Annotated in this window: 21 protein-coding genes and 3 tRNA genes; 12 read left to right on the top strand and 12 right to left on the bottom strand. The window is 67.9% G+C overall.

The genetic code is table 11. The annotated features are described in order from the left end of the window. Positions 1 to 69: 69 nt before the first annotated feature. Positions 70 to 498 (top strand): 50S ribosomal protein L13, encoded by a 429-nt coding sequence (rplM, locus tag ACIPR8_RS08200; RefSeq protein ID WP_132863317.1) that lies wholly within the window; start codon positions 70 to 72, stop codon positions 496 to 498. A 2-nt stretch (positions 499 to 500) separates the two neighbouring features. After that, the gene (gene rpsI, locus ACIPR8_RS08195) at positions 501 to 893 is read left to right on the top strand and encodes a 30S ribosomal protein S9 (RefSeq protein WP_132863318.1); all 393 of its coding nucleotides are present in this window, start codon (positions 501 to 503) and stop codon (positions 891 to 893) included. Positions 894 to 1,068: 175 nt separating this feature from the next. Here the strand turns inward: rpsI and ACIPR8_RS08190 are convergent. The 3 genes from ACIPR8_RS08190 to ACIPR8_RS08180 form a co-directional block, all read right to left on the bottom strand. Beyond that, positions 1,069 to 1,143, bottom strand: a tRNA-Gln gene (locus ACIPR8_RS08190). A 102-nt stretch (positions 1,144 to 1,245) separates the two neighbouring features. After that, positions 1,246 to 1,320: transfer RNA gene (locus ACIPR8_RS08185), tRNA-Gln, on the bottom strand. A 27-nt stretch (positions 1,321 to 1,347) separates the two neighbouring features. After that, positions 1,348 to 1,424: transfer RNA gene (locus ACIPR8_RS08180), tRNA-Met, on the bottom strand. A gap of 118 nt (positions 1,425 to 1,542) precedes the next feature. Here ACIPR8_RS08180 and ACIPR8_RS08175 point away from each other — a divergent pair. The 3 genes from ACIPR8_RS08175 to bfr all read left to right on the top strand — a co-directional run bounded on the left by ACIPR8_RS08175 (position 1,543) and on the right by bfr (position 3,002). Then, a complete protein-coding gene (locus ACIPR8_RS08175) occupies positions 1,543 to 2,151 on the top strand; it encodes an RNA pyrophosphohydrolase (protein WP_132863320.1) in 609 nt (202 codons plus the stop codon). Between the two features lie 77 nt (positions 2,152 to 2,228). After that, the gene (locus ACIPR8_RS08170) at positions 2,229 to 2,429 is read left to right on the top strand and encodes a (2Fe-2S)-binding protein (RefSeq protein WP_132863322.1); all 201 of its coding nucleotides are present in this window, start codon (positions 2,229 to 2,231) and stop codon (positions 2,427 to 2,429) included. 102 nt (positions 2,430 to 2,531) lie between these two features. Next, positions 2,532 to 3,002: a bacterioferritin gene (gene bfr / locus ACIPR8_RS08165; RefSeq protein ID WP_132863324.1), complete on the top strand. Its 471-nt coding sequence runs from the start codon at positions 2,532 to 2,534 to the stop codon at positions 3,000 to 3,002. A gap of 218 nt (positions 3,003 to 3,220) precedes the next feature. On the opposite strand, the gene ACIPR8_RS08160 is transcribed toward bfr, so the two are convergent. The 3 genes from ACIPR8_RS08160 to ACIPR8_RS08150 are packed head-to-tail and all read right to left on the bottom strand — an operon-like array spanning position 3,221 to position 8,157. After that, a complete protein-coding gene (locus ACIPR8_RS08160; RefSeq protein WP_446540712.1) occupies positions 3,221 to 5,662 on the bottom strand; it encodes an ATP-binding protein in 2,442 nt (813 codons plus the stop codon). Next, positions 5,663 to 7,486 (bottom strand): EAL domain-containing protein, encoded by a 1,824-nt coding sequence (locus ACIPR8_RS08155; RefSeq protein WP_132863328.1) that lies wholly within the window; start codon positions 7,484 to 7,486, stop codon positions 5,663 to 5,665. A 32-nt stretch (positions 7,487 to 7,518) separates the two neighbouring features. Continuing rightward, on the bottom strand, positions 7,519 to 8,157 hold the full coding sequence (locus tag ACIPR8_RS08150) for a DUF4126 domain-containing protein (protein WP_132863329.1): 639 nt from the start codon (positions 8,155 to 8,157) through the stop codon (positions 7,519 to 7,521). Positions 8,158 to 8,321: 164 nt separating this feature from the next. On the opposite strand from ACIPR8_RS08150, the gene ACIPR8_RS08145 reads away from it, so the two are divergent. The 5 genes from ACIPR8_RS08145 (at position 8,322) to ampE (ending at position 11,849) form a co-directional block, all read left to right on the top strand. Beyond that, the gene (locus ACIPR8_RS08145) at positions 8,322 to 9,062 is read left to right on the top strand and encodes a DUF6776 family protein (RefSeq protein ID WP_132863330.1); all 741 of its coding nucleotides are present in this window, start codon (positions 8,322 to 8,324) and stop codon (positions 9,060 to 9,062) included. A gap of 2 nt (positions 9,063 to 9,064) precedes the next feature. Continuing rightward, entirely contained in the window at positions 9,065 to 9,499 is a 435-nt protein-coding gene (locus tag ACIPR8_RS08140; protein ID WP_132863332.1) for a bactofilin family protein, read from the top strand. A 32-nt stretch (positions 9,500 to 9,531) separates the two neighbouring features. Beyond that, positions 9,532 to 9,918 (top strand): iron-sulfur cluster insertion protein ErpA, encoded by a 387-nt coding sequence (gene erpA, locus ACIPR8_RS08135; protein ID WP_132863333.1) that lies wholly within the window; start codon positions 9,532 to 9,534, stop codon positions 9,916 to 9,918. A 71-nt stretch (positions 9,919 to 9,989) separates the two neighbouring features. Then, positions 9,990 to 10,898: an NAD(+) diphosphatase gene (nudC, locus tag ACIPR8_RS08130; protein ID WP_132863335.1), complete on the top strand. Its 909-nt coding sequence runs from the start codon at positions 9,990 to 9,992 to the stop codon at positions 10,896 to 10,898. A 63-nt stretch (positions 10,899 to 10,961) separates the two neighbouring features. Then, complete coding sequence (gene ampE, locus ACIPR8_RS08125) at positions 10,962 to 11,849, top strand: regulatory signaling modulator protein AmpE (protein ID WP_192286825.1); 888 nt, start codon at positions 10,962 to 10,964, stop codon at positions 11,847 to 11,849. A 147-nt stretch (positions 11,850 to 11,996) separates the two neighbouring features. Here ampE and ACIPR8_RS08120 read toward each other — a convergent pair whose 3' ends face one another. From ACIPR8_RS08120 to ACIPR8_RS08100, 5 genes are all read right to left on the bottom strand, one after another. Next, entirely contained in the window at positions 11,997 to 12,413 is a 417-nt protein-coding gene (locus tag ACIPR8_RS08120; RefSeq protein WP_132863338.1) for a DUF2752 domain-containing protein, read from the bottom strand. Between the two features lie 46 nt (positions 12,414 to 12,459). Beyond that, a complete protein-coding gene (locus ACIPR8_RS08115) occupies positions 12,460 to 12,741 on the bottom strand; it encodes a CD225/dispanin family protein (RefSeq protein ID WP_132863340.1) in 282 nt (93 codons plus the stop codon). Between the two features lie 22 nt (positions 12,742 to 12,763). Then, positions 12,764 to 13,099, bottom strand: a complete 336-nt coding sequence (locus ACIPR8_RS08110; RefSeq protein WP_132863342.1) for a hypothetical protein — start codon at positions 13,097 to 13,099, stop codon at positions 12,764 to 12,766. 92 nt (positions 13,100 to 13,191) lie between these two features. Beyond that, on the bottom strand, positions 13,192 to 15,114 hold the full coding sequence (locus tag ACIPR8_RS08105; protein ID WP_313252939.1) for an MFS transporter: 1,923 nt from the start codon (positions 15,112 to 15,114) through the stop codon (positions 13,192 to 13,194). 41 nt (positions 15,115 to 15,155) lie between these two features. Next, positions 15,156 to 16,028, bottom strand: coding sequence for a LysR family transcriptional regulator (locus ACIPR8_RS08100; protein WP_132863345.1), 873 nt, complete (start codon positions 16,026 to 16,028; stop codon positions 15,156 to 15,158). Positions 16,029 to 16,126: 98 nt separating this feature from the next. On the opposite strand from ACIPR8_RS08100, the gene ACIPR8_RS08095 reads away from it, so the two are divergent. Then, entirely contained in the window at positions 16,127 to 17,326 is a 1,200-nt protein-coding gene (locus tag ACIPR8_RS08095) for an MFS transporter (protein WP_132863346.1), read from the top strand. A gap of 58 nt (positions 17,327 to 17,384) precedes the next feature. Here the strand turns inward: ACIPR8_RS08095 and yccS are convergent, their stop codons facing one another. After that, positions 17,385 to 19,553: a YccS family putative transporter gene (gene yccS, locus ACIPR8_RS08090; protein ID WP_446540711.1), complete on the bottom strand. Its 2,169-nt coding sequence runs from the start codon at positions 19,551 to 19,553 to the stop codon at positions 17,385 to 17,387. A gap of 89 nt (positions 19,554 to 19,642) precedes the next feature. Here yccS and ACIPR8_RS08085 point away from each other — a divergent pair, with 89 nt between their 5' ends. Continuing rightward, positions 19,643 to 20,953 carry an amidohydrolase gene (locus ACIPR8_RS08085; protein ID WP_446540710.1) on the top strand — a complete coding sequence of 437 codons (1,311 nt, stop codon included), beginning with the start codon at positions 19,643 to 19,645 and terminating at the stop codon, positions 20,951 to 20,953. Positions 20,954 to 20,969: the final 16 nt, after the last annotated feature.

Raw genomic sequence — 20,969 nt, 5'->3', positions numbered from 1 at the left:
TTCACAACGCGTGGCAAAGTTCCGGTGGGATCCTCCGCCGCAATCCGCCCGACCTACCTTGAGTTCTTTATGAGCACTTTCACTGCAAAGAACGAGACCGTCCAGCGCGACTGGTACCTCGTTGACGCCGCCGGCAAGACGCTGGGCCGTCTGTCCACCGAGCTGGCTCGCCGCCTGCGTGGCAAGCACAAGCCGACCTACACCCCGCACGTTGACACCGGTGATTACCTGGTCGTCATCAATGCCGAGAAGATCGCCGTCACCGGCAAGAAGCTGAAGGACAAGAAGTACCATCGCTTCACCGGCTACATCGGCAACCTGAAGACCGAAACCCTGGAGCAGGCGCTGGAGCGTCACCCGGAGCGCGTGATCGAGATCGCGGTCAAGGGCATGCTGCCGAAGGGCCCGCTGGGTCGTCAGATGTACCGCAAGCTCAAGGTCTACGCCGGCACTGAGCATCCGCACGCCGCACAGCAGCCGCAGGTTCTGGATATCTAATCATGGCTATCACTCAAAACTACGGCACTGGCCGCCGCAAGTCCTCCACCGCCCGCGTGTTCCTGCGCAAGGGCACCGGCAACATCACCGTCAACGGTCGTCCGCTGGACGAGTTCTTTGGCCGTGAGACCGCGCGCATGATCGTGCGCCAGCCGCTGGAACTGACCAAGAACACCGAGAGCTTCGACGTCATCGCCACCGCTGCTGGCGGCGGCACCACCGGCCAGGCCGGTGCGATCCGTCTGGGCATCGCGCGCGCTCTGGTCGAGTACGACGCAACCCTGAAGGTTGAACTGCGCAAGGCTGGCTTCGTGACCCGCGACGCCCGTGAAGTCGAGCGTAAGAAGGTCGGCCTGCACAAGGCACGTCGCGCCACCCAGTTCTCCAAGCGTTAATCGCCTTGGGGTGGGATTCTTCGGAATCCCCCTGGGAAAGCAAAAGCCCGGCTTCGGCCGGGCTTTTGTCGTTTCCGGGGTGTGGATCCGGCGTGGGTATCCACCTTGCTGGAATCTTCCGGGCCCGGTCGATGCATAAAAAAAGACCCGATCTTTCGATCGGGTCTTTCGTGTCTGGCAGCCCCGGAAGGATTCGAACCTCCGAATGTCTGAGTCAGAGTCAGATGCCTTACCGCTTGGCGACGGGGCTGTGGTGCAGTGCGATTATCGCACATCCGGCCCGATGGTTGGGCATTGGCGCGAGAGGGTGGAACAGAAAAGGCCTGATCTCTCGATCAGGCCTTTTTGTGTCTGGCAGCCCCGGAAGGATTCGAACCTCCGAATGTCTGAGTCAGAGTCAGATGCCTTACCGCTTGGCGACGGGGCTGTGGTGCAGGTGGAACCTGCGTTCCCATGGTGGCTATGGGTGGACTCGAACCACCGACCCCAGCATTATGAGTGCTGTGCTCTAACCGGCTGAGCTACATAGCCTTGGGAGCCGGTAATTCTGGTGGTGCCGCGTCATTCTGTCAACAGATTTTTTCGCGCTTGTGGCCTGCGCAAGGCCATGGCAGAGTCCTCGACAGTAGAAATTTTAGGAGTCCGCATCGTGATCGATCCGGACGGCTATCGACCGAATGTCGGCATTGTGCTGATGCGGGAGGATGGGCAGGTGTTCTGGGCACGACGCGTGCGCCGGGATGGCTGGCAATTCCCGCAGGGCGGAATGAATACCGACGAAACGCCTGTCGAGGCCATGTACCGCGAGCTGCAGGAGGAAACCGGCCTGCTGCCCGAACACGTCGAAGTACTGGGGGCGACCCCCGGATGGCTTCGCTACCGGCTGCCCAGCCGGGCCGTACGCCGCAACGAACGCCAGGTCTGCATCGGCCAGAAGCAGGTCTGGTTCCTGTTGCGCCTGACCGGCGACGAGGCGCATGTACGGCTGGACCAGACCGAGACCCCCGAGTTCGACCATTGGCGCTGGGTGGATTTCTGGTACCCGGTCGAGCATGTGGTGATCTTCAAGCGCGGTGTCTATGCCCGTGCGCTGCGGCACCTGGCGCCATTGGCGCGGGGCATCGCCGGGTCCGGCGTGCAGTCGATGCCGACATCGGCGCTGGAGGCCTGGCTGCCGGGCAATACCGCCGGGCACGACCGGCCGCGCAAGCGGCAGCGGCGGCAGGGGCCATGGCGGAAGAAGATTAATAATGATTAACGGCTGGAATTGACAACCATTATCATTTGCGGTGGAATGCGCTCAGCCAATCAAGGCTGTCCAACGAGCAAGCATCCGTGTACGTCTGCATCTGCAATGGGGTTACCGATCACCAGATCCGTGAAGCCGCGCTTGCCGGTTGTGACAGCGTGGCCGAACTGACCATGCGCACCGGATGCGGCTCCAATTGTGGCTCCTGCCTGGACATGGCCGCAGGCCTGCTGGAGCAGGCGCGGCTGACCCGCGAGTTGCCCTTGCCGATGTTGCAGGCCGCCTGAGCCTGCCCGCCGCCGCGGCGGCTAATGATCACGATTCGCGTTCCTTCATTGCGCGCCGACAACGGGTAAAGTTCGCCCGTTCACACCGTCGGAGTCCGTGCCATGAAAGGCGACGCCAAAGTCATCGAGTTTCTCAACAAGGTCCTCTACAACGAGTTGACCGCGATCAACCAGTACTTCCTGCACGCCAAGATGCTGAAGAACTGGGGCCTGAAGGAACTGGCCGAGCATGAGTACAAGGAATCGATCGACGAGATGAAGCACGCCGATGCGCTCTCCGATCGCATCCTGTTCCTCGAGGGACTGCCGAATTTCCAGGCGTTGGGCAAGCTGCGCATCGGCGAGAACCCGACCGAGATCCTGAAGTGCGACCTGGCCCTGGAGAACGAGGCGGTCGTGGTGCTGCGCGATGCCGTGGCCTACGCCGAGTCGATCAGCGACTACGTCAGCCGCGAGCTGTTCGTGAAGATCCTCGATTCGGAGGAAGAGCACATCGATTGGCTGGAGACCCAGCTGGACCTGATCGAGCGCATTGGTGAGCCGAACTACCTGCTGACCAAGATCGACGACTGAGTTCCGGCGTCTCGCCGCGACGGCGTCATGTGCGGTGGATGACCGCGCATGGCGCCGTTGTCGTTTGTGCGGTTTGGTGCCTGGGGCGGCGTTGCCGTGTCGCGTTGAGCGGATGTGCCGGGTGCGGACGGGGTTGGGGACGGGGCAGGGATTTCATCCCGGCCCGCGCAACCGGTAGCCAGGGCGCAGGGCTGGCGGGGACCTTCGTCCCGCCGGTGTCAGGACTGCGGCAGGCCGTGCTGGTAGGCGGCCAGGGCGATGCGGGCGCGGGCGAATTCGGCGATCACCAGCGCGGCCATGACCGTCGGGCGTTCCAGCGTGCCGGTGCGCGCGGCGTGTTCGATGCGGCGGGCGGCATCGGACAGGGCCTGCGCACCGACGTTGCCGCTGGAAGACTTCAGGCTGTGCGAGATCTCGCGGATGCGCTCGTTGTCCGCCATCGCGGCAGCCTGCTGCAACTGTTCGACCAGCCGGGGCGTTTCGTCCAGGAACAGGGCGATGATCGCGCCGGTTTCATCGCCGGCGATCTCGAACAGCTCGTCCAGCACGGTGGTGTCCAGCACGGCCATGGCCGGCACGTCGGCCGGGCCAGGTGACGGGGGCGCTGCGGGAGCGCTGGGGGCTTCTGAAGGCATGGGCGTGTCGGTCGTGGTGGTGGCAGCGGGCGGCAGGTGCCGATGGCGTTGCAGGCAGGCCTGCAGCTGGGCGCGTGAGATGGGTTTGGAGAGGTAGTCATCCATGCCGGCATCCAGGCAGCGCTGGCGGTCGCCGGCCATGGCGTTGGCGGTCATGGCGATGATCGGCAGCCGCGCGCTGCCGGTGCTGGCCTCGTGCGCGCGCCAGCGGCCGGTGGCGGCATAGCCGTCCAGTACCGGCATCTGGCAGTCCATCAGCACGGCCTCGTAGTCGTGCCGGCGCAGCTTGTCCAGGGCAATGGCCCCGTTCTCGGCGGCGTCGGGGATGCAACCCAGGACCTTGAGCAGCTTCTGCGCCACCATCAGGTTGACCGGGTTGTCCTCGACCAGCAGCACCTTCATGCCGGTCAGGTCGACGTTGTCGGTCGCGGGAAGCGCCTCGGGCGCAGCCGGCACGGGCGTTGGCGCGCTGACGGCCGGTGCAGCTGGCGTGGTAGGGGGAGCCGGAACCGGCGGGGTCGTCGGTTCCGCGTCGGGCGCGGCAGTGGCTTGAACGTTCGTGGCCGTGGCAACAGGTGCGGTGCTGGTCGCTATCGATGCTGCCGGCGCATCGTCGTGGCGCGATGCGACCACCCGTGGTGCCGCCAGCGCCTGGCGCAGCTGTGCGTCGGCCAGCTGCTTGGGCAGCAGTATCGCCGCGCCGGTCTGCAGGTCCTCGGCCGGCAGCGCATCGCCCTGCAGCCACACCAACCGGGGAGCGGTATTGCCCATGCGCTCGACGGCACGCTGCAAGGCGACCGCGCTGCCGCGCTGGGACTCCAGGTCGCCGATGACGGCATGGAAGCTGCTGCTGGTGGCGGGGTTGCGCAGGTACTCCAGGGCTTCCTGCAGGCCCGGCGCCGCCAGCGGCTCGTAGCCCCAGGTGGCGAGGATGCGCTCGAAGCGCTGGCGCAGGCGTTGTTCGGGCAGGAGCAGCAGGACCTTGCGGGGCTTGCCGAGGTGATCGGGTTGCTGCAGGTCGCCGATGACCTTGAGCAGCGGGATCTCGAACCAGAACGTGGCGCCGCGCCCCGGCTGTGACTGCACGCCGATGGTGCCGCGCATCAGATCGATGATGCGCTTGCAGATGGCCAGGCCCAGGCCGGTGCCGCCGTACAGGCGGGTGGTGGAGGCGTCGGCCTGGGTGAAGGCATTGAACAGGCGTTCCTGCTGCGCGCTGTCCAGGCCGATGCCGGTGTCGCGCACCTCGAAGCGCAGCTGATGCTGCGCCGGGGTCTCGCCGAGCCGCTTGACGTTGACCTGCACGCTGCCGCGCTCGGTGAACTTGATCGCATTGACCAGCAGGTTGCCCATCACCTGGCGCAGCCGCACCGGATCGCCGCGCACCGGCAGGCGCACGGCCGGATCGATGTGCAGCGACAGGCGCAGGCCCTTGTGCTCGGCGGCGCGCTGCATCAGCAGCAACATGCCTTCCAGGGTCTCGCGCAGGTTGAAGGTGGTGATCTCCAGCTCCAGTCGGTTCGCCTCGAGCTTGGAGTAGTCCAGGATGTCATCGACGATGCGGAACAGCTGCCGCGAACTCTCGGTGGCCGTGTTGAGCATGTTGCGCTGCTCCGGATCCAGCGGTCCCTGCGAGACCATCTCCAGCATCGGCAGGATGCCGTTGAGTGGCGTGCGGATCTCGTGGCTCATCGTGGCCAGGAATTCACCCTTGGCCAGCGTGGCGGCCTCGGCGGCCTGCTTGGCCTGCAGCAGTTCCTGCTCGAGCTTGCCGTGGCGCTGCTCGGCCTGGCGCAGGCGATTGCCTTCCAGCTGCAGCTCGTCGTTCTGCAGCTGCAGGGCATGTGCATCGCGTGCCAGGCCATTGCCGCTGATCGCTGCCAGCAGCGCGGCGATGGCCGCGGCGATAGCGGCCGCGCCACCGGCCATGGCCGGCACCTGCGGCAGCCAGGCGGTGGCAGCGGAGGCCGCCGCGCAGCCGGCGGCCAACAGCGCCCAGTTGCGCGCTCCCCCGTGGCCGGCCACTTACAGCACCGCGTTCTGGAAATCGAAATTGAGCTCGGCGCCGGCGTGCTGCACGACGTTGCCCTGGATGAAGTCCACGCCCCCCATCCACATCGCCGCGGCGGCCTGCGGGTCTTCGATCTGCTGGCCGATGATCTGCACGTTGGCGCGGTGGGCCAGGTCGATGGTGGTGCGCAGCTCATCGCGCAGCTTCTGGCTGGTGTGGCTGCCGGCGTAGCGTGCGGCCATGCGCACGTAGCTCAGCGGCAGCTGGGTCAGCAGGGCGTTGGCTTCATCGCCGGGTTCGAACTGGCTCAGGCAGAACTGCACGCCGGCCGGCATCAGCCGTGCGCAGAACTGCTGCAGGCCGACCACGTGCACGAGTGCATCGGACAGGCGGACGTCGATGACCAACCCGTTGCCGGCGACCTGGCGGTCCTGCAACGCCTTGAGCAACCAGTCGGCATAGGCACCGCGGGCCAGCGTGCGCAGCGACTGGGAAACGAACAGGCGCATCGGCGGGGTGGCGAACTGGTACAGGTGCAGCAGGCCGAGCGCGTGTTCGACCACCTGCTGGTCGAGGTCGGCGATGCGGCCGGCGGCTTCGGCGGCCGGGATCACCTGGCCGGCGGAAAGCAGGGTGCCGTTGCTCTGGCGCAGGCGCAACAGCAGCTGGTACTGCGCCGTGTCGCTGCCGGCGACGGCGACGATGGGCTGGTAGGCCAGCTCCAGCTGGCCGTCCAGCAGGGCCAGGTGTTCCTTGTTCTGGGCCTCGTCCTCGGGCACGTAGGCAGCGCTGCCGGTATGGCTCAGGCGCGCCTGCAGGGTAGTGCGCTCGACCGCTTCCAGCGCGTTGTCCGCGTCGGCGAAGCCCTGCGACAGGCGGGCATGGCCGACGGCGCAACGCAGGAAGACCGATTCTTCCTCGCGTGCGGAGAACGGCTGCGCGGACAGGATAGTGCGGGTGAACTGGGCCAGTTCCTCGACCTTGGTCTCGTCCAGGTCGCGCGCCAGCAGCAGGAAGCTGTTGTCGTTCAGGCGTGCCAGCTGGTAAGGCTTGAGCCCGCCGAACAGGCGCTGCGCGGCCTGCACCATCAACCGTTCGAAGCTGGCGTAGCCGTAACGCTCGCGCAGGCCCAGCGCGCTGGCGATCTCGATGAACAGCAGTCCGCCGCTCGCCGAGGCCGCCAACGCCGCCTGCAGCTGCTGCATGACGTTGTGGCGCGTGGGCAGGCCGGTTTCCGGATTGTTCAACAGCGGGCCGGGCTCGCTGCGGCCGGCCGGCTGCATGCGGTTGCGGCGGATCCGGTTGGCGACCGCGGCGACCAGGTGGCGTGGGCGGATCGGCTTGACCAGCACGTCGTCGGCACCGCAATCGAGTACTTCGAACTGACGGTCCGGGTCGGCTTCACCGGTCAGGAACACGATCGGCAGCAACTGCTGCTGCGGATGCTGGCGGATCATCGCGGTCAGGCGCATGCCGTCGATGCCGGGCATGTGCAGGTCCATCAGGATCAGGTCGGGGCGGTGCTCGGTGATGGCCTGCTGCACGCCATCGACATCCATCTGCACGAAGGCCTGCATGCCGGCGCCATGCAGCACGCTCTGCGCGAACAGCGCCTGGGAGCGGTTGTCCTCGATGATCAGTACCCGGTACGGCGCTTCGGCATCGGTGGCCTGCGCCGGATCGGCGGCCGGGGCGTCCTCGCCGCTGCTGCGGATCTGCGCCTGCACGGCTTCGGCCGGCGGCGCATTGCGCACGCTCCAGCGCTGCCAGTAGCCGGCGGGCGGGGTTTCCGCACGAATGGGTCGGGCGGTCGGGGTCGGGGTGTCGGTGCTTGCCATTTCTGCTCCCGGTGGGCCGGGCGATTATGCGTTCAGGAAGAGGGTGGCAGCGACCGTTCGCCACTGCCGGAAAGGGGAGGCGTCGCCGCCGGGGCCGCGAACAGGCGCTTGAGGCCGCGCCACAGCATGCGCCAAACCAGCCAGACCACCAGCGCGCCGAGGATGCTGGCGCCCAGCACGAAGCACAGTGCCAGCCACGGATGCGCCAACGCCAGCGCCAGGCCGCCGACGACCACGGTGTCCTCGGCGACGGAGGCGACCCAGTTGCTGGCCGGTTCGGGCGAGGTGTTGAGCAGGGCGCGGGTGCCGGACTTGAGCCCATGGCTGGCCAGCGCGACGCCGGCGCCGGCAACGAGGGCGCCGGTGCCGAGCTGGCCGTCCGGCGACAGCGTGGCGGCGGCCAGGAACGCCCCGGCGGGCACGCGGGCCAGGGTCTGGACCAGGTCCCAGATCGAATCCACGCCGGGGATCTTGTCGGCGAAGAATTCGGCCGCGGCCAGCGCGGCGGAGGTGCCCAGCACCCACCACGATTCGGTGGCCTGCAGGGCCGGAGGCAGGTCCACCCAGCCCAGCAGCCCGGCCAGGCCGACGCCGAACACGGTCAGGTAGACACGGATGCCGGCCAGCCAGGCCAGCAGGATGCCGATGACGAATATGTGGGCTTCGGTCATGGGAGGGGCCGCGTGCGAACCGTGAGCAGGGTCCCAACTATCGGATATGCCCGCGATGATTGCCAGATGCGCGGGTACAGGCGTCGGCCATCGACTCTCGTTTACACTGGCCCGTCGTTAGTCAGACCGAGCAAGGCCGCCCTGTCGGGGCGCCGGAGCCTGCCATGAGCCCTCGACCCACTTCCCGTTTCCAGATCACCCCCCGTGGCGGCGCATCGGCGCGGCCGGGCTGGGTGCCGCTCGCGCTGCTGGCCGGTGCCTGGCTGTTGTCACTGCTGCTGGTGGGCTGGCTGTCGGCGCGCTATGCCTCCCCCGATGCCGGAGGCCTGCGCGAGAAGCTGCGCCAGGCCGAGAGCCAGGTGAAGGTGCAGCGGGACAAGGTCGAGGAACTGCAGCAGCGCCAGGCCACGCTGGAGGCCTCGGACAAGATCAGCCGCGCCGCCAACACCGAGGTGCAGGCCTCGCTGGCCGAGCGCGACGAGGAGATCGCCGGCCTGCGCGCCGACGTGGCGTTCTACGAGCGGCTGGTGGGTTCGACCAGCCAGCGCAAGGGGTTGAACACCCATTCGATCGAGTTTTCCCCCGAGGCCGCGGGCAGTTGGCACTACAACATCGTGCTCACCCAGAACCTCAACCGTGGCGCGATCAGCCAGGGGCAGATGCGGTTCTCGGTCGAAGGCGTGAAGGACGGCAAGCTGACCACGGTCAGCTGGGACGACCTGCATCAGCAGAAAAGTGCACCCGGCAAGGACTATTCGTTCCGCTACTTCCAGCAACTGGACGGTAGCGTGATGCTCCCCCGGGATTTCACCCCGCAACGTGTGCGAGTCTCGCTCACCGGGCCTGGGGGAGGCGCCACACAGACATTTGATTGGAAACTCGCCGGCAACGGCAGAGGGGAGTAACTATGTTCGGAAGCAAGTCCAGCCGCGACAACCACCTGGTCGTGGACGCCCTGATCGGGCCGCAGGTGGAGATCAGGGGTGACGTCGTATTCAGCGGTGGCCTGTACGTGGAAGGCCGCATCCTGGGCAAGGTGATCGTCGAGGACGGGGGCAACGGCACCCTGACCCTGGCCGAGCAGGGCCATATCGAGGGCGAGGTGCGGGCCACCGTGGTGGTGCTCAGCGGCCGCCTGGACGGTGACGTCCACGCCAGCGAGCGGATCGAGCTGACCCCCAGCGCCCGGGTGACCGGCAACGTGCATTACCAGGTGGTGGAGATGAGCGCCGGCGCGCAGCTCAATGGCCGCCTGGTGCATGCGGCCGCCATGGCCGCGCTGCCGCCGCCGGAGGACAAGCCGGCCGGCAAGGCGAAGAAAACTGAAGCCTCCGAGGCTTGAAAGCCCGCTGCCCGGCCCCCATGCTGGGCAGCATGAGTACGTTAGTGTCCCTGCCCGGCGTCCAGCCGGCGCCTGATTACCAGTCCCTGGACCGCCCGCTGAACTTCACGGCTTCGGCGGCATCGAAGGTGCGCGAGTTGATCCAGGACGAGGGCAATGCCGCCCTGGCCCTGCGCGTCTACATCCAGGGCGGTGGCTGCTCGGGCTTCCAGTACGGGTTCGAGTTCGACGAGAACCGTGCCGAGGACGATCTGGCGGTGGTCACCGAGGGCGTGACCCTGCTGGTCGACCCGTTGAGCCTGCAGTACCTGATGGGCGCCGAGGTGGACTACACCGAGAGCCTGACCGGCGCGCAGTTCGTGATCCGCAACCCGAACGCCCGCACCACCTGCGGCTGCGGCAGCAGCTTCTCGGTCTGATCCGCTGATCCACGCCATGCGTGGCATCGCCGTGCTTGCGGTGGGCGCGCTTTGGCGGCAGGCTCTGGGCGATGTCGACTCCTGACCGTACATTTTCCGGATACGCCTTTGCCGGCGTGCCACTGGACCGTGCCGATGCACTGCGCGGTGATGCCGAAGCGCTGGCGCGGCTGTGGCCGCAGGCCAAGGTGCTGGTGCTGGATGCCGATGGCACCGCATTCGCCGATGGCGAAGGGCAACCCTTCATTGCCGAGGGCCACGCACTGGGCGGCGGGCCGGGTGCGGCGACCTTCCTGGGCCGTGATGGCAATGGCCACCCGTGGTTCGCCGCCGAGGCGACCGGGCTGACCCTGCAGGCGCCGGGGCGCATCGACCTGCGGCTTGCCGCGGCCACCTGGCCGCCGGAACTGGCCGATATCTTCTGTTACGCGCGCGGGATGTCGTACTGGCATTCGCGCAACCGGTTCTGCGGCGTCTGTGGCGCGGCGATCCGCTTTGGCCGCGCCGGCTTCATCGGCCATTGCGACCAGTGCGGCACCGAGCATTACCCGCGCGTGGATCCGGCGATCATCGTCGCGGTGGAAAACCAGGGCCGCCTGTTGCTGGGGCGGCAGTCCAGCTGGGCGCCGCGCCGCTATTCGGTGCTGGCCGGCTTCGTCGAGCCCGGCGAGAGTTTCGAGCAGACGGTGGCCCGCGAGGTGTTCGAGGAATCGCAGGTGCGGGTGCTTGCCTCGCGTTACCTGGGAACCCAGCCGTGGCCGTTCCCGGGGGCGTTGATGGTCGGTTTCATGGCCACCGCCGAGGACGACACGCCACGTGTCAACGGCGAGCTGGAGGACGCGCGCTGGTTCAGCGTCGAAGAGGTCGGTGCGGCGCTGCAGCGCGAGGCCAACGACGACGGGCAGGGCATCCTGCTGCCGCCACGCATCTCGATCGCGCGCAGCCTGGTCCAGCACTGGTACGAGCGGCAGGGAGGCTGATCCGGTGGCGATGGGCGTACGCCATGTGATGGCAGGGCCTACAATCGCCAGCGGAGGAATCACATGTTCACGACCCTGGTAGCAGTGATCGCAGCGCTGGTGGTGGGCCATCTGGCCCCGGCCATGATGGCGACCGTGCGCGATTGGCGCTGGTTCGGCCGCTGGATGCACTGGCTGCAGGGGCAATCCGGCCAGGAGGGCGCCGGGCGCTACTGGTTGGCCCTGCCGATCCTGCCGTGCGTGGGGCTGGTGGCGCTGCTGCAATGGGCGCTGGACGAGCGCCTGTACGGGCTGCCGGCGTTGCTGTTCGGCGTGCTGGTGCTGGCGGTGTGCTGGGGCCCGCGTGACCTGGACCGCGATGTCGAGGCGGTGATCGATGCCGAGGACGCGCCCGCGCGCGATCTGGCGATATCCCACCTGCAGGCCGCCGGCGGCAGCCTGCGCGAGGACGCGCCGTCGCTGGTCGAGGCGACCGTCATCGATGCGCTGCGGCGCTGGTTCGCGCCGTTGTTCTGGTTCCTGTTGCTGGGCCCGTTCGCGGTGGTGCTGTACCGGTTGCTGGCGCAGTCGGTGCAGGGGCCGCAGTCCGCGCAGGTGGGCCCGGCCAGCCGCGAAGGCGGTGGCTGGTTGCTGGCGGTGCTGGAATGGCCAGTGGCGCAGCTGATGACCCTGGCGATGGCGCTGGTCGGCAACTTCGATACGGTGTTCTCCGCGTGGCGGCAGGCAGGCGGCAACCGCTGGGCGCTGTCGTCGGCGTTCGTGGGCAAGGCGGCGCGTGCCGGCGTTGGTGCCGAGCTGGTGGATGAAGCCGAAGAAGCCCGCCTGTCGGGGCAGATGGCCCCGGACGAGCGTTACCCGGAGCTGCGCGATGCGATGAGCCTGGTCTGGCGCATGCTGCTGTTGTGGATGGCGCTGCTGGCCCTGTTGGTGATTGCCGGCTGGGTGGGCTGACCCCCGCAGGAGCGGCCTCGGCCGCGAAGCCGAGGCACTCTCAGTGGCACGGAACGCGGGACATCGTGCAGGTGATCACACGTACTGCCGGGACCGGCACGCAGTTTCTGCTTCGCGGCCGAGGCCGCTCCTGCGGGGGCAACCGGATCAGCCGGGGGCGAGCAGGTTGAAGGGGTACCAGGGCAGGTTGCGGGCGACCCAGTAGCCGAGCACCAGCACCAGCCACGGTATCGGCCGGGCGAACAACCGCACCAGCGGCAGCCATCGCGCGGGCCACAGGCCGGCGCCATGCAGGGCCATCACCAGTACCGGGATGATCGAGAGCACCAGCAGGGGGTTCATCGCCATGGCCTGCGGAAGGTCCAGGTGGACCAGTGCGTGCAGGCAGCGGGTGCTGCCACAGCCCGGGCACCAGATGCCGGTGAGGGCGTAGAACGGGCAGCCGGGGAGTGGATTGCCGGGGACGTTCGGGTCCACCCGGCGCAGGATCACCGCGGCACCGGCGCTGATGCTGGCAATCGCGGCCAGGGGCGCGTAACGGAGCAGGTGCTGCGGGAATTTCATGTCGATCAGGACCGGCCGGTTGCGGGCAACCGGCCGGCCAGGTGCATCAGTAGCTCGAAGCGCCGCTCATCGCGCCGCCCAGGCCCAGCATGGTGAACAGCACGAAGTACAGGATGGTCACGACGATGCCGGCGATGGCAGCGTAGATGGCCCACTTCTTGGCCTTTTCCGAGGCATCACGTGCACCGGCGATATCGCCGGCAGCCAGCAGGCCGTTGACCTTGGCGGCATGGATGATCGACACGATGCCCAGCGGCAGGCAGCAGAACAGGGTGGACAGGATCGCCCAGACGAGGTTGTTGGAAACGGCAGGACTGCTGGTATTCACGTAAAGCTCCTTGTAGAAAAAATCAGCGTGACTTGCAGGAATTTGCGGCAATGATCGGCGAAATGACCATGGTGGCCACCCAGCACAGCGGCCAGGTGATCCATCCGATGAACACGAACAGCAGCAGGAAATTGACGAAGGCCAGCGCCCAGTAACCGAACATGACGATCAGCCCGGTGACGACGTTGCCCGCATACAGGTGGCCGATGCCGAACACCTGGAACAGGCCGGGCACCACTTCCAGCAACGCAGCCACGCCACCGGACTTGTGCGGGTGGTAATAGTGATGCACCTGCTGCGGAGCGGCAGGTGGTGCCGGTGGCGGTACTGGCAATGTCGAGGTGGTGTTCTGGTCCATGAATCCCCTTTCGCGAGGCATGCCGCGATCCCCTTGCAGCACGCTTGGGCGGTAGGGTATCCAGTTGTCCTACTTCTGGAAAGCGTGATCTCTTACGCTTCACCACCTCTTAACGTCCGCACGAGCGTTTCCAGCCGTGCGGCGTCGGTGTCCTGCCCATTCACGGGAGCGGCGGCGACCACCTCCACGTGCGCGCGGAAGCGGCGCGGCACGCGCATCCGGCCCAGGCGGGTATCGCGGCGGCTCCACATGCTGGCCCACATGCCCTTCAGGGCCATCGGCACGACCGGGACCGGGCGGCGGGCCAGGATCTTCTCCACGCCCGACCTGAAGGCGGCGATCTCGCCATCGCGGGTCAATGCGCCCTCGGGGAAGATGCAGACCAGCTCGCCTTCGGCCAGCGCGGCATCGACTTCGTCGAAGGCACGCTGCATCAGCGCGGCGTCTTCCTTGGGGCTGGCGATCGGGATGGCCTTGGCGGTACGGAAGATCCAGCGCATCACCGGGATGTTGAAGATCTTGTAGTACATGACGAAGCGCACCGGGCGCGGGATCGTCGCCGACAGGATCAATGCATCCATGTAGCTGACATGATTGCAGACGATCAGCGCGGCACCCTCGTCCGGCACGTTGTCCTCCACGCCCCTGACGCGCAGCTTGTACAGCGTGCGCACCATCAGCCAGCTGAGGAAGCGCATCAGGAACTCGGGGACGATGCTGAAGATGTAGACCGCCACCACCACGTTGGCGATGGCCAGTACCAGCAGCAGTTGTGGGATGGTCAGGCCGGGCAGCGGCAGCGTGTAGCCGAACAGGGTCAGCTGCTTGAGCTGCAGCAGCAGTCCAAGCACGGCGGCGGCGACGATGAAGCCGGAGTTCTGGATGTTGAGCGCGGCGAACACGCGCGACATCTCCGACCGGGGCGTGCGGCTCTGGATCAGCGCGAACAGCGGCACCACGAAGAAGCCGGTGAACAAGCCGATGCCGAGCAGGTCGATGACGATGCGCGCGCTGCCGGGCTGCTGCAGGAAGCCGGCCACGTCCAGCCCGGCCGCGGTCACCGCGCCGGTGCGGGCGAAATACAGGTCCAACAGGAACACGCTCATGCCGAACGCGCCCAGCGGTACCAGGCCGATCTCGACGATGCGCCCGGACAGCTTCTCGCACAGCAGCGAGCCGACGCCGGTGCCCAGCGAGAACAGCGCCAGGGCGAAGATGTACAGGGTGTCGCCACCGCCGAGGTTGACCACGGCATAGGTGGGCAGCTGGGCGGTCAGCACGGTGCCGAAGAACCAGAACCAGGACACGCCGAGGATGGCGTTGCGCACCGCCTTCTGCTTCCTGGCCAGGCGCAGCACCGCCAGCGATTCGGTCCACGGGTTCCAGTTGATCTTCAGCTCCGGCGCACCGGCGTCCAGCCGCGGGATCATGCGCGCGGCGGTGTTGCCGGCCAGGGCCAGCGCGATGATCGCCACCGCCGCGACGACCGGCCCGTGGCTGCCGGCCAGCGAGAAGATCAGGCCGCCGGCGATCATGCCGGTGAGGATGGAAATGGAGGTGCCCATCTCGACCAGGCCGTTGCCGCCGGTCAACTCCTCCGGCTTGAGGATGGAGGGCAGCACCGAGTACTTCACCGGCCCGAACAGCGTGGACTGCAGGCCGGTACAGAACAGCGCGACCAGCAGGACCGGCATGCTCTGGGTCAGGAAGCCGACCGCGGCCAGCGCCATGATCACGATTTCCATCGTGGTGGTGACCACGATGAGCTTCTGCTTCTCCATGCGCTCGGCGACCTGCCCGGCCAGCGCCGAGAACAGGAAGTACGGCAGGATGAACAGCGCCGGGGCCAGGTTGGTGTAGAGCGTGCGTTCTTCGGTGCTGACGCCGAGGAAGAACAGCAGGCCGATGATCGCCTGCCGGTAGATGTTGTCGTTGAAGGCGCCCAGCGCCTGGACGATGAAGAACGGGAGGAAGCGCCGTTGCTTGAGCAGGGCGAACTGGTTGTGGCCGGACATCGTGTCTCCTCGGTGCTGCGCGGCACATTAGCAGAGCCGGGTCAGCCCTTGGGCGAGGGCAGCAGCGCCAGCAGGGCGCGCGCGGCCGGGGTGGGATCGGCCCGCCAGACCGCGCAGGTGCGGAACTGGAAGGGTTCGTCCAGCGGCCGGGCGATCACGCCGTGCATGTTTTCGGCCATGCTGGCTGGCGTCACCGAGACCGCCAGCCCCGCCGCGACCAGCTGCCGCTGCAACTCGCCGTGGGTGACTTCGTACTGCAGCTGCGGGTGGATGTCGCGGCCAAGCAGGGCGTCATCGACCAGGCGGCGCACGCCGGCGCCGGGCACCAGCGTGGCGTAGGGCTGGCCGTCGAGCGCCTGCAGCGGGATGCGCTCCAACGCCGCCAGCGGATGCCCGGGCGGCAGCACCATCGACAGCCCCTCCTCGTGCAGCAGGCGGTGTTGCGGCGGCAGCGGTACCTGCGGGCCGACCCCGACCAGGGCCACGTCGAGCAGGCCTTCGGCCAGGTCGGCCAGCAGCGCCTCGCTCATGCCCACCCGCAGGTGCACGTCCACCGCGGGATGGGCGGCGCGGAAGGTAGCCAGCAGTGCCGGGACGTCGACCACGTGCAGCGAGGTGATCTGGCCGATGTTGATGCGGCCGCGCACGCTGCCCAGCGCCAGTGCCATTTCCTCCTGCAGGCGGGCGGCCGCCTGCAGGGTGAGCCGGGCATTGCGCACGAACACCTCGCCGGCGCTGGTCAGCCGCACCCGGCGTGGGCCGCGTTCGAACAGGCGCGCACCGAGGGCCTCCTCCAGCCGGGCGATCTGGTGGCTCAGCCCCGATTGCACGGTGTGGCAGCGGCTGGCAGCGGCGGTGAAGCTGCCTTCCTCGGCCACGGCCACGGCGAATTCCAGCTGGCGCAGGGTGAACATGCCATCACTGAAACAGATGGATTGAATGAAAACAATACATTTGTGTCATTCAAGGGTGGGAGCCAGACTGCGTGCACTTTCCCCCGGCGACCGCAGCCATGTCCTCCTCCCCCACTTCCGCCCCGACCCTGCCGCAATCGCGGGTACTGCTGCTGGCCATCGCGACCGGCCTGATCGTGGCCAGCAACTACTACGCCCAGCCACTGCTGCAACTGCTGGCCGGTGATTTCAAGGTCAGCGCCAGCCAGGCCGGCTGGGTGGTGACCACCGCGCAGTTGGCCTATGCCACCGGCCTGTTGTTGATCGTGCCGCTGGGTGACCGCGTCGAACGGCGGCGATTGATCGTCGGCCTGTTCGTGCTGGCCGCGGTAGGGCTGGCGATCAGCGGCAGCGCCGGACACCTGGGCCAGCTGCTGGTGGGCACCGGCCTGAGCGGGTTGTGCGCGGTGGCCGCGCAGGTGATCGTGCCGCACGCGGCGACGCTGACCGCCCCGGAGCACCGCGGTCGCGTGGTCGGCACGATCATGGCCGGGCTGCTGCTGGGCATCCTGCTGGCCCGCACGGCCTCCGGCGTGCTGGCCGGGATCGGTTCGTGGCACACGATCTATTGGGTGGCCTGCGTGGCGCTGCTGCTGTCGGCGTTGGCGCTGGCCCTGTTGCTGCCGGCGCATCGGCCCAGCACGCAGCTGTCCTATCCGCGCCTGATCGGCTCGGTGCTGGCCCTGCTGCGCGACGAGCCGGTGCTGCGCCAGCGTTCGCTGCTCGGTGCGTTGCTGTTTGCCGGGTTCAGCGTGTTCTGGACGCCGTTGGCGTTCCTGCTGTCCGGGCCGGCCTATGGCTATTCGATCGCCACCATCGGCCTGTTCGGCCTGGTCGGGGCCGCCGGTGCGCTGGCGGCCAGCCGCGCCGGTCGTCTGAGTGATCGTGGCTACGGGCGCTGGGTGGCCGGCGGAGGCCTGGTGATGATGCTGGCCTCGTGGGGCGTGCTGTTGCTGGCGCCGGTCTCGCTGGCGGCGCTGGTGGTGGGCGTACTGCTGCTGGATGTCGCCGTGCAGGCGGTGCACATCAACAACCAGAGCGTGATCTACCAGTTGGATGAAAACGCGCGCAGCCGCATCACCTCGGCCTACATGACCTGCTACTTCATCGGCGGTGCCACCGGCTCGGCGCTGGGCACCGCGGCCTGGACGTCGCACGGCTGGATGGGGGTGTGCATGGTCGGCATGGTGCTGGCGCTGGTGGGCGTAGGCGTGTTCTTCCTGCCGGCCAGGGCGGGCGCGGGCGCAACGGCCCGGTAGCGCCGGGCCACGCCCGGGCGGTGGTACGCGATGGCGTGCAGCGCAGCGTGGCCCGGCGCTACCGCTGGCGGGGTTGGATGGCTTCGGCGGCGGTGCCGCGCAGCCGCGGCAGCAGGCGCAGCATCAACGCCAGTTGGGTGCGGACCAGGCGTGCCTTGTCGTCGATGTCATCGGGCACCTGTTCCAGCGCATCGGCCAGGGCGATTTCCTCTTCCTGCGGCGAGGCTGCCTCGCGCCGGCCCAGCGCGTCGGCCAGTTGTGCCAGCGACTGCTGCAGCTGACGGTGGCCGGCATCGATGATCGGGTCGGCATCGACGCTGGCCGATTGCGCGCGGTGTGCACCCAGCGCGGACAGGTAGCTGAGCAGGGTGTTGGACAGGGCGAGGAAGCGGAAGCCGCCATCGAGGTTGCCGCGCGCATAGCCGGGCTCGCGCAACATGTTGGACAGTGCCACCGACAGCGCGACGTCGGCGTTGTGCATGTCGCGGCGGGCAATGCGGTAGGGCAGGTCGTCGCGCATGCCACTGCGGTACTGGCCCAGCACCTGCTCCAGGTAGGCATTGCTGGTGGCCAGCACCTGCGCCATCACCCGGTGCAGGCGCCGGCCCTGCCAGTCGGGCAGGATCAGCAGCGAGGCCAGCGCGGCGATCGCGCAGCCGATCAGGGTGTCAAACAGGCGTGGCCAGATCAGCACGAATCCATTGCCGAGCAGGTTGAAGCAGACCAGCGCCATCACCGTGATCGCGGCGGTGGCGACCAGGTAGCGGTCGGTGCGGGTGAAGAAGAACAGCAGTGCCGCGGCCAATGCCAGCAGCAGCTGCAGCTCGGTGCCGGGGAACAACTGCAGCACCGCCCAGGTGACGCCGAGGCCGGCGAGGGTGCCGCCAATGCGTTCGAACAGGCGCCGCCGGGTGGCACCGAAATGCGGCCGGCACACGAACACGATGGTCAGCAGGATCCAGTAGCCGTTCTCCGGGTGCACCAGCTTCAGCACCGCATAGCCGGCGATCAACGCCAGGGCGATGCGCAGGCCGTGGCGGAACAGCAGCGAGCCGGGGGTGAGTGCCTGGCGCAGGCGCGTGGCCATTTCGCGCAAGGTGTGCGGCGAGGAATCGCGCAGGCGGGTGTCCACGCCTTCCAGCGGGGTGTCGGCCAGCGAGGCTTCGGACAACTGGCGCTCGATGCTGGCCAGGTTGTGTGCCAGCAACTGCAGCGAGCCGAGCAGGCGCGCCCAGTGCGGGCGCTGCTGCTCGCGCAGGTACTGCAGGGATTCATGCAGGTCCTGGCCGGCCTGGCGTGCCTGTTCGCCATAGTCGAACGGCTGGCGCAGGCGGATGGCCTGGCCCAGCGCCTGGCAGGCCTTGCCCTGCAGCGACAGCAGGCGCCGGCAGCGGTACAGCACGTCGCTGTGGAAGAACGTCTCGGCCAGCGCCTCGTAGGGGTAGTGCGAGGAGCTGGCGCGCTCGTGGAAGTCCTGTGCCATGTAGTACAGGCGGAAGTACAGGCCAGACTGCACGCCGGGCCGGCCGGAGCGGCCGAAGCGGCTGAGGATGGCGGTCTTGGCGGTGTTCAGCGCCTCGACCACGCGCACGTTCTGCTCGGCCAGCACCAACCGCCGCGCTTCCAGGTTGCTGTGCCGCACCGGCTCGAACAGATCGGCCTTGAGCTGCAGGAAACGGCCCAGCTCGAAGAACAGCCGTGCCAGCCGCTCACGTACCGGGCGGTTGGCGAACATCGCCGTCCACAGGATCGACAGCGCGCCGTACCACGCAGCGCCGATCAACAGGTGTGCCACCTCGCGCCAGGCCATGTCCGGGGCCTTGAGCTGGTCCATCGCCAGCATGGTGTAGATGGCCAGCGTCACCGTGGCCTGGCCGATCGAGGCATAGCGTTCACCCAGCGCGCCGAGCAGGGTCAGGCCGAAGGCGGCCAGTGCCAGCGCGCCGATGAACGGCAGCGGGTGCGGGAACAGGTACACCACCGACGCGGCGGCCGCGCCGAAGCACAGCAGCGAGAGCAGGACCGATTTGGTGCGCCCCCACCCGTTGTCGTCGGTCTCGGCGATGGCGCTGGCGATGATGCCCAGGAACAGGCCGGGGATGGCGGCGATCTGGTCGTCGTACCAGCCATAGGCGAGCACGGTGGCCAGGGCGATGAACACGCGCAGGCCATAGCTGGCTTTTTCGTGGGCCCAGAGCTGGCCGAGCTGGCGTTCGAGGCGGGGCATATCGACAGAAGGCAAGGCCATTGCGGTGGAGGAAGCGTGCGGCATCGACACGATTACCATCACCGGGTTGGCATTGAAAGGAGAATGGGATGAGACAGCGTCGCATGGGCATGCTTGTGGCCGTGCTGATGACGGTGCCGGCCTGGGGGCAGGCACAACCCTCGGCCGAGGTCAGTCAGGCGGTGCAGGCCGCCACGCCGCAGCTGCAGGCATGGCGACGTGACCTGCACCAGCATCCGGAGCTGGGCGGGCAGGAACGTCGCACCGCCGACCTCGTGGCCAGGCACCTGCGCGCGCTGGGGCTGCAGCCGCGCACCGGCATCGCCGGCACCGGCGTGGCCGCGGTGCTCAAGGGCGGCCGACCGGGGCCGAAGATCCTGATCCGCGCCGACATGGATGCGCTGCCGGTGCGCGAGGAGACCGGCCTGCCGTTCGCCTCGCAGGTGACGGCGACCTATCGCGGCCAGCCGGTGGGGGTGATGCATGCCTGCGGCCACGATGCGCACGTGGCGATCCTGCTGGGGGTGGCGCAGGCGCTGGCAGCACGCCGCGACAGCCTGCCGGGCGAGGTGATGTTCGTGTTCCAGCCGGCCGAGGAGGGTCCGGCCGTGCCCGGTGCGCCGTTCGGCGCCAAGCTGATGCTCGACGAAGGCCTGCTGCGGGACTTCACCCCGGAAGCCGCGTTCGGCCTGCATGTGTGGGCCGGCCTGCAGGTGGGGCAGATCGGTTTCAGGTCGGGGCCGCTGCTGGCCTCGGCCGATGAGTGGTCGCTGACCGTCACCGGCAGGCAGACGCACGGCTCGCGGCCGTGGGATGGGGTGGACCCGATCACCGTGGGCGCGCAGGTGCTGCTGGGCACGCAGAGCATGATCGCGCGCCAGGTCAACATCGCGCAGACCCCGGTGGTGCTGACCGCCGGCCAGTTCAACAGTGGCGTGCGCTTCAACATCATTCCCGAGCAGGCCACGCTGGTGGGTACGCTGCGCACCTTCGATGCGCAGGTGCGCGAGGACGTGATCGCGCGCTTCGAGCGCATCGCCACCGATTACGCGCATGCCGCCGGCGCCACCGCGGCATTGACCGTGGTCAACAACGCACCGGCGACGATCAATGACCCGGTGTTGTCGCAGCGGGTGCGGCCGTCGTTGGAAAAGGTGGCCGGTGCCGGGCAGGTGGTGGAGATGCCTTTGCAGACCATCGCCGAGGATTTCTCGCAGTTCGCCAACCGCGTGCCGGGGTTCTATTTCCTGGTGGGTTCGACCGGTGCCGGGATCGATCCGGCACAGGCACCGGCCAATCATTCGCCGCGTTTCCTGTTGGACGAAGCAGCCTTGGCCAACGGCATGGCGGCGATGTTGCAGGTGACCACGGATTACCTGGAGGCCGGCGCAACCCGCTAGCGCGCCGGCACGCCGC

The sequence above is a fragment of the Stenotrophomonas sp. LARHCG68 genome (genome assembly GCF_052871705.1).
This window is presented reverse-complemented; position numbering and strand designations above follow the sequence as displayed.